Origin of the sequence: Sporosarcina koreensis (genome assembly GCF_042655825.1) — a bacterium.
Classification (GTDB): Bacteria; Bacillota; Bacilli; order Bacillales_A; family Planococcaceae; genus Sporosarcina; species Sporosarcina koreensis.
Window position 1 is genome coordinate 573,376 of the sequence record NZ_JBHSNP010000011.1, and the last position, 15,053, is coordinate 588,428.

The following is a 15,053-nucleotide window of genomic DNA, read 5'->3' on the forward strand; positions in this document are numbered from 1 at the left end:
CGCCATATACTCTCATTTCTATTTAAATTGCAATGCTTACTTACTCTTTACCAGAGATATAAGCCCATTTGTAGCTGTAGTCAGCTCCGAATGGATGAACTCCAAGTCCTTTGAAGTACGGTTTTTGAAGTTGGATCAATCCACGTTGGTAGATTGGTGCGATAGCTGCTTCATCCTCAAGTAGGATTTTTTCAGCTTTCGCGAATGCTTCGTAACGTGCTGCAGGATCTAGTGCAAGCTCATCTTTAGTAGCTGCAATCAATTCATCGTATTCTTTGTTCGAGAATGACATCAAGTTGTTAGTACCACCCGTGACGAACAAATCCATGAATGAAATCGGGTCTTGGAAGTCAGGGCCCCATCCAGAAACTTGGATGTCGTAGTCTTGATTTCCATCAAGCTCCAAACGTACTGCGAAAGGAACTTCTTTCAACTTGATTTTCAAACCTTCAAGGTTGCCTTCAAGTTGTGATTTGAAATACTCGTCCATTTTCTTGGAAAGTTCAGTGTCTCCACCTAGGATTTCAAGTTCCAATTCAGTAACACCTAGCTCTTCCAATCCTTTAGCCCAGTATTCCTTAGCTTCTTCTGCATTGTATACAAGGTGGTCTCCGCTGATGTCACGGAAGTCTGTTCCGCTTTCATCATATGCGAAGTCTCTTGGTACTAGGAAGTTAGCAGCTGTTGACCCGTTTGCAAGAACAACGTCAGCCAGATCTTCTTTTTCGAATGATTTAGCGATCGCTTTACGGATATTTACGTTAGCAAGTGGTGTTTCTTTACCACCGCGCTCTTGGTTGAATTTGAAGTAGAACACTGCTGTGTCTGATTCGTTACGCGCTTCTTCATGAGTACCATATTGAAGAGCCAAGTCTCCTGATACTCCTGCACGGTCTTTCTTGCCGTCGTTGTAAAGTTTTACTGCAGTTGCAGAATCCTTAACAACGTCAACGTTGATCGTTTCAAGTTTTACATTGTCTGCATCCCAATAATGCTCGTTCTTTTTGTAAACCCAGCTATCTCCAGTCCCATCCCATTCAGTTAGGATGAACGGACCGTTGTAAAGTAGGTTGTCAGAGTTCGTTGCATAAGCATCACCTTTAGATGTAACAAACTCTTCTTTTTGTGGATAGAATGTTCCAAACGACATTAGAGAAAGGAAGTATGGCACTGGGCGTTCCAATGTTACGACCAATGTTTTGTCGTCTTCGGCAACTACGCCAAGTTCAGACTTGTCCATTTTCTCTTCACTGATTGCTGTTGCATTTTTGATAACTCCAGACATCATGAACGGACCATAAGGTGATCCAGTAGCAGGATCGATTGCACGTTGCCATGCAAATACGAAATCATGTGCTGTTACAGGTGTTCCGTCAGACCAGTTTGCATCACGAAGTTTGAATGTGTACGTAAGACCGTCTTCACTCACTTCCGCTTCTTCTGCAGCCATTGCCGGTTCAGCAATGTTTTCAAGGTTCAGGCGGTACAACCCTTCGTTTACGTTGTTCAATACATTAAATCCTACTGCGTCTTCCACGATTGCGGAGTCGACAGATGGGATTGCTGCAGATTCAATCAAGTTCAAGACTTGTTCTGCATCCGGCTCGCCGGCTTCTTCTGTTGGTTGTTCTGTTGCTTTGTCGTCTTCTTTATCAGGAGCAGCAGTTTTGTCTTCGTCCTTGTCCTTGTTTCCACAAGCAGCAAGCACTAAGCTTAGCACTAATGATAGAGCGACAAGCAATAGCCATTTGTTTGTTTTCAAAGCATTGACCTCCTTTTGTAATTGTCTGAAGAATTATCACTTTTTATTATACATTCAAAACATCTTAAGTCAAAGTGTTTTTTTATGTTTTTTTCTGAAACAACATAATTATAAGAGAAACAAAAATCAAATTATTCTACTTATCTATCTCTAAAACCATGTGGCAATTGACTTTGCCTCAAATTGCATTCTTCCGTCAAATGATATAATATACATAAATAATAAATAATATAAACAATAAAAAAGAGGTTAGAATATGAAGAAAATTACATTCAATGCTATTGCGAACCAATTATTAATTTTGGTATTTATTTTAATATTCTACAGAAAGCTAACAATTCTACATTATATTAACGTTTCATTCTATCTAGGAGCCTTGTTTCTCTCCATCGGAATCCTAGTTTTGATTGTGCAGTCCGGTTTTTTCGATTTCTTTTCTACAAGTATGAAAAAGGTGTTTTACCGTAAACATGTACAAAGTGATTTGAAAACGATGCGACCACCTTCTGAAGCCATATCAATGAAAGCTTCATTTTTCTTCCTTTCCGGATTGCCAATCATCCTTTTCATGCTTGTTGCACTATTCTTCTATTCAGCCTAAACGATTCATCGTGTTTATGTGTATGGAAAGAGTGGTACCGATTAGGTAAGTGTAAAAGTATTGGATTGGAGTGATAGGTGGATGGAGATTCTCCTCTATATAAGTGCAAGCATAGCAGCTGCATCCTTACTATTGATCGCTATCTTTGTCATTATCGCTATACGGAATGCGAAAAAGATGATGAATGAAGTATCCGAAACGATGGCCAGGATGGAAAATAAGATAAGTGGCATTACGACAAAATCCGATCAGTTGATGGAAAGGACAAATCGATTAGCCGCCGATGTGGAAAGCAAGGTGCAATCCCTTGAAAGCCTTGCACAATCAACCCAGCATTTCAGACAGTCTTCTGAAAATCTCAATCGTTCTTTTCATTCGATTTCCGAGAAGATTGCTGCACCTGACCCGAAGCGTCTTGAATTGATGGAGAAACTGGCGGCATTGACGGAAGCAGCTTCCCGAATCTACTTTAAATTCAAATCAGAGAAACAGAATCAAAATTCATACGTTCAGCAAGAGTTGAAGCAACTCCCTTCACCACAAAAAGTGAAGTAATCTAAATACGGAGGGGATTCTTATGGATTGGCTCGGTATAGGGGTTCTGATCATCGGTATCGCTTTTGCGGTACTGACAGTGCTACTGATCAGACCTTTACGGAAATTGACTGATGCATTGGATGGGATGAAACAGGCAACAGATCGCCTGCCTGAAATGGTTGACGACCTATCCACTCAAACAACCGAATTGATGCAATCAAGCAATGAGACAATTGCAAATGTCAATGAACAAGTAAGGGAAGTCAGCCCTTTCTTCCATATTATCGGCGACACTGGCGAGGCAACCCGGAAACTGACACTTTCGGCACTCGGAAAAGCGAATGCGTTGAAAACAAATACAGATGATGCATCCGATTTTACCAAACGTGAAAAGTATGAAGGCATTTACGGCATCCTTTCATTCATCTTCTTTCTATCGGAACGAAAAAACAATTCGAAGAGTGTTCCAAGTAAAAAATAAAAGTAAGAAGCTATGGAGGATCATTGATCCCCCATAGCTTCTTACTTGTCTTGGCTAATGTATTTTCCTTCTCTTGCAGCCTCTTTCGCTTCCTCTTTCATCCTGTCGACGTCGAATGCACGTTGTTCACCGGATATATATAAGGAAGATGGCCGTTTGTAAGATCCTTTATTCCGTTCCTTGCCATTCTGGAATGCATAAAATGCAAGTGCCGCTGATCCATATAATCCACCTAACCGATTATTTCGAGTCTCCTCATCAACCGATTCCGTCTTCTTTTTGACGGATCCCGCGAAATCGTTGAGGGAAGATGTGAGTTTTCTTGTTGATTCTCCTACGTCACCAACAATATGGAAGAGAGGTGTAAGCGTGCCTAACTTTTCATTCACATCCGCAAGTGTGTTGTTGGAATTCTGGATCATCTGTCCTGTTTCATACAATACATCGTCCAGTTGATCTGGCAGCTTTTCGACGGTACGGCCAACACCTTCCAAAATGGATGCCGTATTACTGAGCACCTTTGCAAGGTAAATGGAAAGAATGAGAAATGCAATTCCTATTAATAAAACACCGACTCCAGTCAAGCTCAATTTGCTCTCCCCTTTCTATTTCGAGGAAAACGCTTGTCCGCGTTTCCATGATTTCAGTAAACTTTTTGCAAATTCCGCACCTTGGATCATAAGAATGAACGGTTTTACACCCGGTGTACCTACACTGTTTGAATAATCTTTTGTTAAATTTTCCATTTCCTTACCCATTGCATTCGCTGCATCCCCTAATTTTTCCGCGGAAAAGAACACACTATCAAGCGCATTCAATTTTACTTCCATATCGGATATGGTTCCGCTCGCCTCATCCAATGTTCCTTCAAGCACTTGAAGCGTTCCATCCAATTTGGTTTCCATCTTTCCTGCAGCAAATTGGATTGCCTCTATGCTTGTTGATGCACGAAGCAGCAACTTCGAGAGAGCGGCCGCAAAGATGGCAAAGGAAACAGCCATTATGAATACTCCGATTTGCACTAACATCTAGTCATCCCTCCCTTTCCGTCTATACCACATATTGTTTGACGATAAGCTTCTTCTATTATAATAGATAAAACCCTATTCCAATAATGACGTATGCTGCGAGCAATGTCAGGCCTTCAAACCAGTTCGACTCACCATCGTTCGAGAGGTTGATGACAAGGAATGTGGCAGTTATCATTGCAACGAGTTCAGGTATCGTGAAAACGAGCGGCATTGATTGAGGCATCATAAGAGATAACAGTACGAGTATCGGAGCTACAAACATCGCAACTTGCAATGTAGAACCGACTGCAATTTCCACGGCGACATCCATCCTGTTCTTCATTGCCATCGTAATAGCGGAAAAGTGTTCAGCCGCATTGCCGACAATCGCTACGATGATGACACCGATAAACAATTCTGACCATCCGAACTTCTCGCCAAGCGTCTCAAAAGTATGTACAAGTTGTTCTGAGACGTATGCAACCGCAATGGTCGATAGAAGCAAGATGATAATCGCCTTCCCCTTGGACCATTCGGGGATCTCCTCTTCTTCCTTATTCGTATCGGCAGATGAAAATACACCCCTGTGCGTGACGAGCTTAAAAAACAGGCCAGCAAGATATAAAGTGATTAAAATGATGGAAATGCCAATACTTAAAGTGACCGTATCCACCTGATCCATCGTCTGCGTAAAAATTTCAGGGATGACAAAAGCGACAATAACTGCAAAGATCAATAATCCCGAATTGTATCTTGCGTCATGGATGCCAAATTTCTGCGTTTTGAATTTAATGCCTCCTGCAAAGAACGAAACGCCAAGTACGAGTAATAGATTCCCTAATACCGAACCGGTTAATGATGCCAGTACAATTCCTATTAACCCTGCTTTCAAAGTGAAAAATGAAATGATCAATTCGACAGCATTACCGAATGTTGCGTTCAAGAATCCACCGATTCTTGGGCCGCTTACTATTGCAAGGCTTTCTGTCGCTCTTCCAATGAATCCCGCAAGCGCAATGATGCTGATACAACTGATAATGAATATCGGAATATCGGGCCAATCCATCACTGATCCGATGATGATCATCGGCACGCCAATAAATGCAAGCAAAGTAAATATTCGATTCACCGGATCACTTCCTTTCTAATCGCTTCCCACATATCTTTCCCTGTAAGCGAACGAAACAAACAGATTTCAACATGGTGAACTCCCGACTGGAATATATTTTCATTGATAATTTCTATTTTAAAGTGTAGTATATATACATAAGCTGCATTGTTCGTATACACATTAAGTTTTAACCTTTAAGCTGTAAAAGGGAGTTTTATATCGGGGCTGGAATGGTATGCCTGATTCATTTTCAATCAGGACGGACAGGATCGCCTCTGCGGACACCCACTTTGAGGAGTGGTGGTTTAAAACTTTCATGATTAACGATACGGCAAAGGCGGCTTTTAAATTTATTAATGTCAACCGTCATCCATAAAGGATGATGGTTTTTTTTACCCAAATATAGGAAAACGGATAATTTTAAAGACAAGGGACATCATACATCATGTAGGTGGATTCATTTCACTTAACAAAAAATTTTAAAGGAGATGTCTCACACATGCGGGATAACCGAAATCGGGATAACAATCCGAACAACCGTAACGACAGGAACAACAACAACAACAACAACAACAACAACAACAGGAACACAGAATTTGCCGATGACTTTTTCGGGCAGAACAATAACGACAGAAACAACAATAACAACAACAGAAACAACGACAACAACAACCGCAATAACCGAAACGACAACCGCTAACGACAAAAGAGACCCGTATCGCTTACTATTTGCGATGCGGGTCATTTTATTATGTTAAAAACGAAAAAATTTCATGTTCAAAGCATTTTCAAAAGAGCGTCTTCCCCTGTCATTCCAACACGAATGCCTAGCGTCTCCGCTTCCAAAGTAACGGATTCAAGAGGTGCCTTCAACAATTGGTCAATCGTCTTCACTCCGACCGCCCTGCCAGCGACTATTTTACGATCAGCCAACACATTGTTCAGCAGTCCGACATCCAAAGCACCGCACATGATATATCCCTTGTCATTTGAAACGGTCAATAAAGTTGTTTTCGGCAAACGGACAGTTACAGCCGTAAACGGATTCCCTTCGATAAGTATAGGCGTCAATGTTACCAATCAGCTCTCCCCTTTCACCATTATACATATGGACTTTCATACAAAGTTGTGCCCTTATATGCCCGTCCCGATTCACTGCTATAATAGTAGTAATGAATAACGAGCGACGAGGGAAGTGATATGAATGATAGATGAACAGAATAAAGAAGTTATCCATCCTGATGACGAAAATTTTGAGGACTTGAGTGAGGAAGAAATGCATGAGCTGGTATTGCAGGCACAACAGGATGCACTAATGCAACAGCGGGATGAAACAAAAGTGAAGAAAGAAATCCCGAAATGGTTCATCTGGCTTTTATCGGTAATGCTATTCCTCAGTACCTTTGCTGGACTTTTTCAGGTTTTTTCAATTCCCGCTCTCGATTTTCTCATGGTCTCCGCATCATTGTCCAAACAGGAAGACATCGCAGCGTATAAAAAATCGGTCGTTGTCGTTATCACGGAAGATGGAAAAGGCACAGGCTTCTCCATTTCAGATGATGGGATAATCCTTACCAATTATCATGTCGTAGAGGAAAACCGTGCTATTTCGGTTGTTTTTCCGGAAGATGGCCGGTACGAAGCAAGAGTCAAAAACTCATATCCGATGATCGATATGGCGGTGCTTGAAATTGAGGGCCAAGGACTTCCATCCCTAACGATTGATCATTCCGTGGAAATGGTAAAAAATGACCCGATCACTTTTATTGGCAATCCACTTAGTTTCAAAGGGATTGCAAATGAAGGCTCGATTTTAGCACCTATTAAACTCTCCGGGTGGACAGACGAAGTGATGATGATCAAAGCACCTGTTTATCGTGGAAATAGCGGTAGTCCTGTACTGAACGAAGACGGCAAGGTCATCGGAATTATTTTTGCTACTATGGACCATGAAAAATATGGAAAAGTTGGTTTATTCATCCCGTCAGCCCTGCTTCATGTATATGAAACAAACGATAACGAAGCCCCAAAATGAATTGGTGTCTCTATCACCTCCAATACACAAATACAGGAAAGCATCATTCAGTAATTTTGTGGAACGATACAAGTACGGAGGTGAGAGGATGACTCAGCGAATATTATGTGAAGTGAATAATTGCACGTATTGGGGAGATGGCAATAAGTGTAACGCAGATGTCATTTACGTGGTCAGTCAAACCGGTGATCAGGCGGAAGATAGTGGAGACACGGATTGCAAGACATTTGAACCTGAAGAATGACTCATGGAGAAATGGCCAAGCGGAATACTATCCGCCTGGCCATTTCCGTTGAATTATTTCATACTCACTAATTGCCTTTCCACCACTTCGTATTTCACTTCGGAATTATTCTTAATCAAAAGTTCCTCATGCATAAAATTCCCTGTACGTTTATTAATCGTTTTTCTCCAAATTTCATTTTGCCGAAAAGTCTTTCCATCCTTTTTATAAAATTGATGTTCCCTTTCTTCGATATGGTAGCTAGTTGCAACTTCTTCATTGGAAAAAATAGCGCCTTTCAAATGACGATCTGTCACCCATACACGGATTTGAAAAGCATACTCAGTTGTATTTTTGAATCGGAAGTCGACATAATTATAAAAAACACTTGCCCCGCTCCCGAAAGGAAGAACCCTTCCTTCATCCGGAAATGGATCAAAGCTGTGATGATGCCTTTCAATAACAGTCAACGGCGTATGAAGCACCATCCAATATAGCAGATTTGCAAGTTGGCAAATGCCCCCACCGACGCCTGTTTTCACTTCTCCTCTAGAAAGCTGCATGCCTTCTATATAGCCTTTTTTCTTCGTAGCCCTTCCGACTAATGCCCAAAAAGAAAATATCTCGCCAGGTTGAATGATAATCCCGTCAATACGACTTGCCGCCAAGGAGAGATTCACAATTTTGTTTTCCTGCAACACCGGATCACTGTTCCCTAACCTTCTGCGTAATAGCGACTGATGCCTTTTACATGTGAAAAGGAAATTGGATTCAGCTTTCTGTTTTGCAAATCTTTTTCTCTCTCTTAAATTCTTGATGAAACGGAAAAATCTCTTTTGCTCGATTCGTGCATAGTAAAAAAACGGATGAATTTCTGATAACCTCAATTTTCTCTCCCCTTGTTCGTAGCGTACTCCCTCCTCTACTGTATTCACTTCAGATACTTTTTTTCCTTCCTGTTCTAAAAATATATTTCTATCTTACTAAATCATTCATAAATTCCACTGACACAATTTCCTTTTCGAAATACACAAATATGTCTTCCAACTGTACATTTATTTCCTCCAAGTCAAACGCTTCATTAAATAGATATTCATAATAGATTGTTTCCCGATCTGTTTTAATGACAATCCGAAGCATTTGAAGTGGTTGTCGGCCAGCGGTATCTTCATCCGAAAGAATCGGCTCTTCAAAATTATGATTTGCCTGGTTCACATATATTTTTCCTTTGACTCCTTTATCCATCATCTCCATTGCAAAATCTTTAAGTCCGTTTACTTCCGCTGTTTGCTTCAAGATAATGCCTCCTTTTATTCCACTACCTTTTCCATTCCCTTTCCTTCAAGTTCTATGCATAGGTGAGACGAAAGGAATACAAGCAGCCAAGCAAGGGTATAGAAACATATATGTAGAATTTGGAAATATTATTTTGTTGAAAATGAAAACTTTTTACACTGTATAACGTCTATATGTAGTGGAAATAGTCCTTGCCCATCGAGCGATTAGGTGTTATGATACGCGTGCTAAACAATCTCTTGTTAGATTTTTATAATAGGTGGTGATTTATTTGAGCAGAATAGATATACGAAAGAAGAAAAAAAAGAAGAAATTCGGCATTATCATCAGTATTGTCTTAGTCTTGCTCGGATTAGGCATTTACTACTGGTTTGATCAATATTATCAAGGCTTGGCACTCTCTGATGATGGTACATTAAAGGAGCAAAATGAGGATTTCGGTATTTTCGACGGACCGGAACCACAATTTGGCGAAATCAATATCATGTTGCTTGGATCTGATGCGCGGAAAGATGAAGACGGCCGTTCGGATACATTGATGATAGCGAATTACAACCAAAAAACCGAAAAAGTGAAACTTATATCGATCATGCGTGATACGTATGTCGAGATTCCCGGATATGGCATGCAGAAAATGAATTCTGCATACACACTTGGCGGACCCGAGCTCGTACGTCAGACCATCAAGGAAAACTTCGGCTTGGATGTTCATTACTATGCTATGGTTAATTTTAATGGGTTTCCTAAAATTATAGATATCATTGCGCCAGACGGGATTGAAGTCGACATTCCTTATACGATGTCACACGGAATTTACATGACGCTCCATCCAGGAGTCCAACGATTGCATGGTGATCAGTTATTAGGTTATGTCCGTTTCCGTCACGATAGCAAAAACGACTTCGGTCGGGTGGCACGTCAGCAAGAAGTGCTCTCAAAATTAAAAGATGAAGCAGTGGGAGTACACAGCCTCATGAATTTACCGAAGTTATTAGGGGCAGCGGATGCCTATATTGACACGAATGTTGATAAGATGACAATGCTTTCCATCGGTAAAGGAATTTTGGACAATAAATCCGAAAAAATCGATACACTTCGAATTCCTGTTGACAATTCTTATAGGGATCTTGATGTCCGTGCCGGTAGGGTTCTTGATATTGATTTTGAAAAAAACATTGAGGAATTGAATAAATTCCTAGAAGGCAAGACAGACATTGTCGATAAGGAAAATGGCGTAAAATAAAAACAAGGTATCCCAATTTTACAGGGATACCTTGTTTTAAGTTGTTCTTCGTTCCGGCAGTTCGTCTTCTCTTCTAAAGAAGCCAAAGATACCAACTGTTTGGACGATGTTAGTGAAAGCTTGCGGATCGACTTCGTTAATGATCTTTTCGAGATCATATAACTCGTACCTTGTAATGACCAAATAAAGCATGCTTTTCTCTTCCCTCGAATAAGCGCCTTTTGCAGGTACAATTGTAATACCACGCACCATTTTCTGATGAATCGCCTGCTGAAGCTCTTCGGCCTTATGGGTAATGATCATCGCTGTCACTTTCTCGTGGCGAGTATGGATCATGTCAATGACTGAAGTCGTAACGTAAAGCGCAACCATTGTATATAAAGCGTTCTCCGGTTCATATAATACACCTGCAAGAACAATAATGATTCCGTTCAGCAATAAGAAGTAAGTTCCAATCGGTTTATCCTGCAGACGGGACAATACCATTGCAACAATATCCATACCACCTGTAGATGCTCCTAATTTCAACGATATGCCGACGCCGACACCCGCAATTACTCCACCGAAAACTGCATTCAAGATAATATCATTAGAAAGGGAGAGGACTGGTAAAAGTTCAAGAAAAATCGTTGTGAAGACGACCGAGATGATGCTGTAAATCGTAAACCCCCTACCAACTTTGAACCAACCTAAAATGAATACCGGAATGTTGAATATGAACAGAAGTATTCCCGTGCTGACCGAAACACCCAATTGATCAGACAAAATACTTGAAACAAGCTGGGCAGCCCCCGAAAATCCACTTGCATAAACGTTTGCATTGATCAGGAAAAAGTTCAAGGAAACCGCCATCAGTAAAGAACCGAAAATGACGACCAAAATTCGTTTTGCTTCAATAAAAAACATAAGTACCTCCTCATACAGATCACAATAGCTATTTGATTATACTTCATTAGTGAATAAATTTCCTTGATTGACCATCAAAAAAACACCAGGACGACTGGTGTTTAGGAACTGATCATCTGTTTTTTATATTCAATATAGAAGAAGGAAGTAATTCCGAATAAAAAGATGAGTGAAATGAGTCCAATCAATGCCCCTTCCATGTCAAATCCTTTTAAAAAGGATATTGCTGAAATACTTACGACAGAACCTGCCAACCACGCCATTACGATTATTCGAAGCATGAACTTCATCCTCTCCATCTTTAATGATTGAGAAACATTCTCAAATATATAGTACTGCAAATGAGAAGTTTTATCAATTAAAAACAGGATACCTTAATAATTATGCCGAAATGGCGCTTCCTATGCATTTTTTAAAAACAACTTAAATAGAGTCTTGTATTTCGTGTAACGAAGTATATAATTCAGATTAGCAGGTTGTTCAAATGAATAGAAATGTGGAGAGATTATGCGTACATACAATGAGAAAATCAGCATTTACCACGGAATGGCATCGACCATTGCATTAAATTTTTCAAATAACTTTTTCCCGATTTTTGCAATAACGATGTTAAGCGCGACCAATTACCAAGTCGGTCTAATCAGTTCATTGCCTCCTCTGATGGCATTGATCATGACAATACCCGCCGCAATTTTATTGAACCAGTCGCAAGCACAGAAAAAGCTTGTGGCATTATCAGTCTTACTGGCGCGACTCATGTTCCTACTCATCATCGGAATCGTATACTTGCCTTCCCCATCTACACATGCATGGATCTTTTTAGTTATTATCGCGTTAATGAGTTTGCCGAATACAGTTGCCAATATTGGATGGCAAACTTTCATCAGCGGGCTTGTCGAAGAATCAAGGCGTGGAGCATATTTTAGTGATCGAAACCGGCTGTTGACGGTTGTAGGTTTGGTTTCCATGCTAGTGATCGGGCTTTTGATGAGGGATGCTTCCTCTAGCGTGACAGCCTACCAATTATTGTTTGGATTTGCTTTTTGTTTCGGTATGCTTGAAGTGTTCTTATTGATGAAGCATGAAGAAGAGCCTTTACAATCGGCTGGCGCGTTATTGAAGAAGAAAACGATGGATTGGACCATTTTCAAATATAAAAATTATGTTTCTTTCCTAATAGCGGCTCTATTCTTCAATTTCGCTTGGCAGATGGCTTGGGGCATTTTCAATATTTATCATGTCCGTTATGTAGGCGTGACGATATTCTGGGTGAGTATGTTCGCTGTTGGCAATATGTTGGCACAGTTCCTGTCGTTCCCTCTTTGGAAGAAGTGGGCGGAAAAGCGTTCGAATACGTTAGTTTTTGTGTGGGCTGCGGTTGGAATGGCGACGACTCCGTTTCTGACGGTCCTGTCGACAAATTTGTATTATATCGCGCTAGTGCAGACTTCTTCGGGATTTTTCTTGGCGGGTATTGTGTTATTATTGTTCAATTTATTGCTGGAACAGTCCCCCGATCATGTCAGGACGTATTGCATAACGACTTATAATGTTCTGTTATCAATTGTCGCCTTTGCAGCTCCTCAAATTGGTATTTGGTTATTGGAGCAGCTGGGTGTTGAAGTGGCAATGTATATAAATTCAATGCTAAGGTTGTTGAGTGCTGGTTTGTTCTTTATTGTTTATGTGAGGTATGCAAGGAATCCAAAAGTGAATGTTGTATAATGATTACGATTGAGAGGGGTTATGGTGATGGCAGAACATCTTTTTCATCTTAAGGCGAATTGGCCTGGAGTGCGCAATGACATTGGAACGATTGAAACGTTGAATTTGAAGACAGAAGTATCTATTCCTACCGAAATGGACGGACCTGGGATCGGGACGAATCCGGATGAGATGCTGCTTGGTGCGGCTGCAACATGTTATATCATTACGCTTGCGGCAATGCTTGCGAGGAGCGGTGTTGAAAAGGAAAGCTTGACGATGGAGTCAATCGGGGTCGTCGATTACACAAATGGAATTGTTACATACAAAAAGATCATCCATAAGCCTGAAATTGTTTTAACTGAAGGAATGGCTAATAAGCGGAGTATTGTAGAAAGACTAGTGTTGAAAGCGGAAGCTTCATGCATGATCAGCAGAGCATTACAAGGAAATGTTGAAGTTACAGCAGAAGCAATCATAAAATAGGAAAAAGTCTCTTGTCCGACTTAACGGCCAAGAGACTTTATTTATGCCACATGCATTACTTCAAATTTACATGATCCGTAGTTCCGTCTTCCTGCATGATGAACTGAAGTTCAAAATCCCCAACTTGATAAATATAATTTGTTTCATTTGTTGAATTCATTTCCCTTTTTTGATCAGGTTCTCCGATGTTTTCGATCAAATCCTTTGTCGTAATTCCACCAAGATTTGTTTGACGTTCCACATTTGTTCCGAAATAGCGTGCTTCCTTAAGTATTCCTTTTTCGTTATAGGCTAAATCATAAGATGCATTCCCCATTGACCCGTGATAATGATCGAACGTATCCTTCTCCTCCGGTTCTCCGATCATTTCAATTACCTCTTTACGTGTTGTTTTCCCTATATAAATACCATCAGATAATCGATAAACCTTACCGGTTTTAGCATCTTCAAATATCCCGGCTAATACATCAAGCGCCATCTCCTTTTGCACCTTATCATCAGATGATGTTTCATCTTCATTTTCTGTTTCGTTCCCAATAATTACGTCCGAATCATCAATTGATTGTTCGACATTCTCTATCGGCGTTTCTATTTCTTTTTCATCTTTATTTGTAGTACAAGCGGACAGTATTCCGATTAGAAAAAGTGGCAGCAGGAATGAAAGAAATTTATCCATAGTTAACACCTTCTATCTAAAAATTTATTACTACATATGGATTCCCTATCTCGCCTCCGATAAACTCAAGTCTGCCTAGTTATGATCGAGAAATTCATTCATAGCTAAAAACCGATGGAACACATCCATCGGTTTTTTCAGGTTATGCATTTTGCCACTTCTGAACGAAAAAAGAAGATGTACTTTGCAACTTATGATATCGTTTGGACTTTTTCAAAGCGAAATACAGTGTTTTCATGAACTGCATAATGTTTGTGCGCGCATGATAGAACGATTGAGAATATCCTTGTTCAGGTATTTTCCTATCCAATTTGTCAAAGACTTGCTCGGTCCACTCCACTAAAATGTCTTCTGGATAATCTATCTTCGCCAAGGATACGATAATAGCGACTAACCGTTCATCTTCATCGTCGACGTAGACGCCGCCTTTCCAAAAGCACGATGCCACCCCTTCAAGAATGACCGGAATGAGTCTTTTTTCCACAAGAGGGTGACTTGCAATGATCGCCGCAAGATCCGCGCCGTGAGCAATGCTATGCGCCCAACCTTTCCCATCTATTAATCCACGTGTATCTTGTTCTTTTAATAGGTAAGTTGCACTTTTCTCCATCGCATGACTTCGTAATTCCGAATTCATGAATGGCTGTTCTTGATCCAACCAAAATAATCCGGTCAGCCAAAGTGTTGAGAATGAGCGGGTGAACACATCATCCGAGTCTTTTCCGCCAATTGATAATAATAAATATCGATCGGTAATTAACTCCTTACAGGCATGAATTAATTGATTTGATTCCAAGTGCTGCCCTGTAAGCAACTTAACGAGCAATCTGTAGATCAATTCATCGCGCAATTCGCCATCCGTGGACCCAAGGTTTTCTAACATGAACTCAAAAAGCTGCTCTCCATGCAACTCCATATAGTTTTGACACTGAATATCATCCATTTCCAGCACCATTTTCATCTGCTTTTTCATGAGGGACCT

Annotated in this window: 20 protein-coding genes and 1 other RNA gene; 9 read left to right on the top strand and 12 right to left on the bottom strand. The window is 40.5% G+C overall.

Features of this window, described 5'->3' with window-relative positions:
* Positions 1-40 precede the first annotated feature (40 nt).
* Complete coding sequence (locus tag ACFPTP_RS09460) at positions 41-1,762, bottom strand: peptide ABC transporter substrate-binding protein (protein ID WP_381443933.1); 1,722 nt, start codon at positions 1,760-1,762, stop codon at positions 41-43.
* 256 nt (positions 1,763-2,018) lie between these two features.
* Between ACFPTP_RS09460 and ACFPTP_RS09465 the strand changes: the two genes are divergently transcribed.
* From ACFPTP_RS09465 to ACFPTP_RS09475, 3 genes are all read left to right on the top strand, one after another.
* Entirely contained in the window at positions 2,019-2,363 is a 345-nt protein-coding gene (locus ACFPTP_RS09465) for a DUF3899 domain-containing protein (protein ID WP_381443935.1), read from the top strand.
* An 81-nt stretch (positions 2,364-2,444) separates the two neighbouring features.
* Positions 2,445-2,918: a DUF948 domain-containing protein gene (locus ACFPTP_RS09470; RefSeq protein ID WP_381443938.1), complete on the top strand. Its 474-nt coding sequence runs from the start codon at positions 2,445-2,447 to the stop codon at positions 2,916-2,918.
* A gap of 22 nt (positions 2,919-2,940) precedes the next feature.
* Positions 2,941-3,381 carry a DUF948 domain-containing protein gene (locus tag ACFPTP_RS09475; RefSeq protein WP_381443940.1) on the top strand — a complete coding sequence of 147 codons (441 nt, stop codon included), beginning with the start codon at positions 2,941-2,943 and terminating at the stop codon, positions 3,379-3,381.
* A gap of 41 nt (positions 3,382-3,422) precedes the next feature.
* On the opposite strand, the gene ACFPTP_RS09480 is transcribed toward ACFPTP_RS09475, so the two are convergent.
* Genes ACFPTP_RS09480 through cax form a run of 3 tightly spaced genes read right to left on the bottom strand, consistent with a single transcriptional unit; the run spans position 3,423 to position 5,520 of the window.
* Entirely contained in the window at positions 3,423-3,971 is a 549-nt protein-coding gene (locus ACFPTP_RS09480; protein ID WP_381443941.1) for a DUF948 domain-containing protein, read from the bottom strand.
* A gap of 15 nt (positions 3,972-3,986) precedes the next feature.
* Positions 3,987-4,409, bottom strand: a complete 423-nt coding sequence (locus ACFPTP_RS09485) for a DUF948 domain-containing protein (RefSeq protein WP_381443943.1) — start codon at positions 4,407-4,409, stop codon at positions 3,987-3,989.
* 58 nt (positions 4,410-4,467) lie between these two features.
* Entirely contained in the window at positions 4,468-5,520 is a 1,053-nt protein-coding gene (cax, locus tag ACFPTP_RS09490) for a calcium/proton exchanger (protein WP_381443945.1), read from the bottom strand.
* A 136-nt stretch (positions 5,521-5,656) separates the two neighbouring features.
* Here cax and ssrS point away from each other — a divergent pair.
* Positions 5,657-5,850: non-coding RNA, 6S RNA (gene ssrS, locus ACFPTP_RS09495), on the top strand.
* A 145-nt stretch (positions 5,851-5,995) separates the two neighbouring features.
* Here the strand turns inward: ssrS and ACFPTP_RS09500 are convergent.
* Positions 5,996-6,208, bottom strand: coding sequence for a hypothetical protein (locus tag ACFPTP_RS09500; protein WP_381443947.1), 213 nt, complete (start codon positions 6,206-6,208; stop codon positions 5,996-5,998).
* Positions 6,209-6,279: 71 nt separating this feature from the next.
* Positions 6,280-6,582 carry a YunC family protein gene (locus tag ACFPTP_RS09505; RefSeq protein ID WP_381443950.1) on the bottom strand — a complete coding sequence of 101 codons (303 nt, stop codon included), beginning with the start codon at positions 6,580-6,582 and terminating at the stop codon, positions 6,280-6,282.
* A 124-nt stretch (positions 6,583-6,706) separates the two neighbouring features.
* Here ACFPTP_RS09505 and ACFPTP_RS09510 point away from each other — a divergent pair, with 124 nt between their 5' ends.
* Together ACFPTP_RS09510 and ACFPTP_RS09515 are read left to right on the top strand one after the other, a co-directional pair.
* Positions 6,707-7,537, top strand: a complete 831-nt coding sequence (locus tag ACFPTP_RS09510) for a S1C family serine protease (RefSeq protein ID WP_381443952.1) — start codon at positions 6,707-6,709, stop codon at positions 7,535-7,537.
* An 88-nt stretch (positions 7,538-7,625) separates the two neighbouring features.
* A complete protein-coding gene (locus ACFPTP_RS09515; protein ID WP_381443955.1) occupies positions 7,626-7,781 on the top strand; it encodes a DUF1540 domain-containing protein in 156 nt (51 codons plus the stop codon).
* A gap of 53 nt (positions 7,782-7,834) precedes the next feature.
* Here the strand turns inward: ACFPTP_RS09515 and ACFPTP_RS09520 are convergent, their stop codons facing one another.
* Together ACFPTP_RS09520 and ACFPTP_RS09525 are read right to left on the bottom strand one after the other, a co-directional pair.
* Positions 7,835-8,647 (bottom strand): VanW family protein, encoded by an 813-nt coding sequence (locus ACFPTP_RS09520; RefSeq protein WP_381443958.1) that lies wholly within the window; start codon positions 8,645-8,647, stop codon positions 7,835-7,837.
* An 88-nt stretch (positions 8,648-8,735) separates the two neighbouring features.
* Entirely contained in the window at positions 8,736-9,056 is a 321-nt protein-coding gene (locus ACFPTP_RS09525) for a hypothetical protein (RefSeq protein ID WP_381443961.1), read from the bottom strand.
* Positions 9,057-9,327: 271 nt separating this feature from the next.
* Here ACFPTP_RS09525 and ACFPTP_RS09530 point away from each other — a divergent pair, with 271 nt between their 5' ends.
* On the top strand, positions 9,328-10,299 hold the full coding sequence (locus tag ACFPTP_RS09530; RefSeq protein WP_381443963.1) for an LCP family protein: 972 nt from the start codon (positions 9,328-9,330) through the stop codon (positions 10,297-10,299).
* A gap of 36 nt (positions 10,300-10,335) precedes the next feature.
* On the opposite strand, the gene ACFPTP_RS09535 is transcribed toward ACFPTP_RS09530, so the two are convergent.
* Together ACFPTP_RS09535 and ACFPTP_RS09540 are read right to left on the bottom strand one after the other, a co-directional pair.
* Positions 10,336-11,205, bottom strand: a complete 870-nt coding sequence (locus ACFPTP_RS09535) for a YitT family protein (protein WP_381443965.1) — start codon at positions 11,203-11,205, stop codon at positions 10,336-10,338.
* A gap of 101 nt (positions 11,206-11,306) precedes the next feature.
* Complete coding sequence (locus ACFPTP_RS09540) at positions 11,307-11,486, bottom strand: hypothetical protein (protein WP_381443968.1); 180 nt, start codon at positions 11,484-11,486, stop codon at positions 11,307-11,309.
* A gap of 226 nt (positions 11,487-11,712) precedes the next feature.
* On the opposite strand from ACFPTP_RS09540, the gene ACFPTP_RS09545 reads away from it, so the two are divergent.
* Both ACFPTP_RS09545 and ACFPTP_RS09550 read left to right on the top strand, forming a co-directional pair.
* Positions 11,713-12,930 carry an MFS transporter gene (locus ACFPTP_RS09545; RefSeq protein ID WP_381443970.1) on the top strand — a complete coding sequence of 406 codons (1,218 nt, stop codon included), beginning with the start codon at positions 11,713-11,715 and terminating at the stop codon, positions 12,928-12,930.
* A gap of 27 nt (positions 12,931-12,957) precedes the next feature.
* The gene (locus ACFPTP_RS09550) at positions 12,958-13,395 is read left to right on the top strand and encodes an OsmC family protein (protein WP_381443972.1); all 438 of its coding nucleotides are present in this window, start codon (positions 12,958-12,960) and stop codon (positions 13,393-13,395) included.
* Positions 13,396-13,450: 55 nt separating this feature from the next.
* Here ACFPTP_RS09550 and ACFPTP_RS09555 read toward each other — a convergent pair whose 3' ends face one another.
* Together ACFPTP_RS09555 and ACFPTP_RS09560 are read right to left on the bottom strand one after the other, a co-directional pair.
* Positions 13,451-14,071 (bottom strand): DUF4309 domain-containing protein, encoded by a 621-nt coding sequence (locus ACFPTP_RS09555; protein ID WP_381443975.1) that lies wholly within the window; start codon positions 14,069-14,071, stop codon positions 13,451-13,453.
* A gap of 142 nt (positions 14,072-14,213) precedes the next feature.
* On the bottom strand, positions 14,214-15,044 hold the full coding sequence (locus ACFPTP_RS09560; RefSeq protein WP_381443978.1) for a DUF2785 domain-containing protein: 831 nt from the start codon (positions 15,042-15,044) through the stop codon (positions 14,214-14,216).
* Positions 15,045-15,053: the final 9 nt, after the last annotated feature.

Bases quoted from the DNA above. Each gene is read 5' to 3' on its own strand.
- ACFPTP_RS09515 (WP_381443955.1), top strand. From the start codon at position 7,626: ATGACTCAGCGAATATTATGTGAAGTGAATAATTGCACGTATTGGGGA.
- ACFPTP_RS09540 (WP_381443968.1), bottom strand. From the start codon at position 11,486: ATGCTTCGAATAATCGTAATGGCGTGGTTGGCAGGTTCTGTCGTAAGT.
- ACFPTP_RS09470 (WP_381443938.1), top strand. From the start codon at position 2,445: ATGGAGATTCTCCTCTATATAAGTGCAAGCATAGCAGCTGCATCCTTA.
- ACFPTP_RS09475 (WP_381443940.1), top strand. From the start codon at position 2,941: ATGGATTGGCTCGGTATAGGGGTTCTGATCATCGGTATCGCTTTTGCG.
- ACFPTP_RS09485 (WP_381443943.1), bottom strand. From the start codon at position 4,409: ATGTTAGTGCAAATCGGAGTATTCATAATGGCTGTTTCCTTTGCCATC.
- ACFPTP_RS09465 (WP_381443935.1), top strand. From the start codon at position 2,019: ATGAAGAAAATTACATTCAATGCTATTGCGAACCAATTATTAATTTTG.
- ACFPTP_RS09550 (WP_381443972.1), top strand. From the start codon at position 12,958: ATGGCAGAACATCTTTTTCATCTTAAGGCGAATTGGCCTGGAGTGCGC.
- ACFPTP_RS09560 (WP_381443978.1), bottom strand. From the start codon at position 15,044: ATGAAAAAGCAGATGAAAATGGTGCTGGAAATGGATGATATTCAGTGT.
- ACFPTP_RS09535 (WP_381443965.1), bottom strand. From the start codon at position 11,205: ATGTTTTTTATTGAAGCAAAACGAATTTTGGTCGTCATTTTCGGTTCT.
- ACFPTP_RS09510 (WP_381443952.1), top strand. From the start codon at position 6,707: ATGATAGATGAACAGAATAAAGAAGTTATCCATCCTGATGACGAAAAT.
- ACFPTP_RS09555 (WP_381443975.1), bottom strand. From the start codon at position 14,071: ATGGATAAATTTCTTTCATTCCTGCTGCCACTTTTTCTAATCGGAATA.
- ACFPTP_RS09545 (WP_381443970.1), top strand. From the start codon at position 11,713: ATGCGTACATACAATGAGAAAATCAGCATTTACCACGGAATGGCATCG.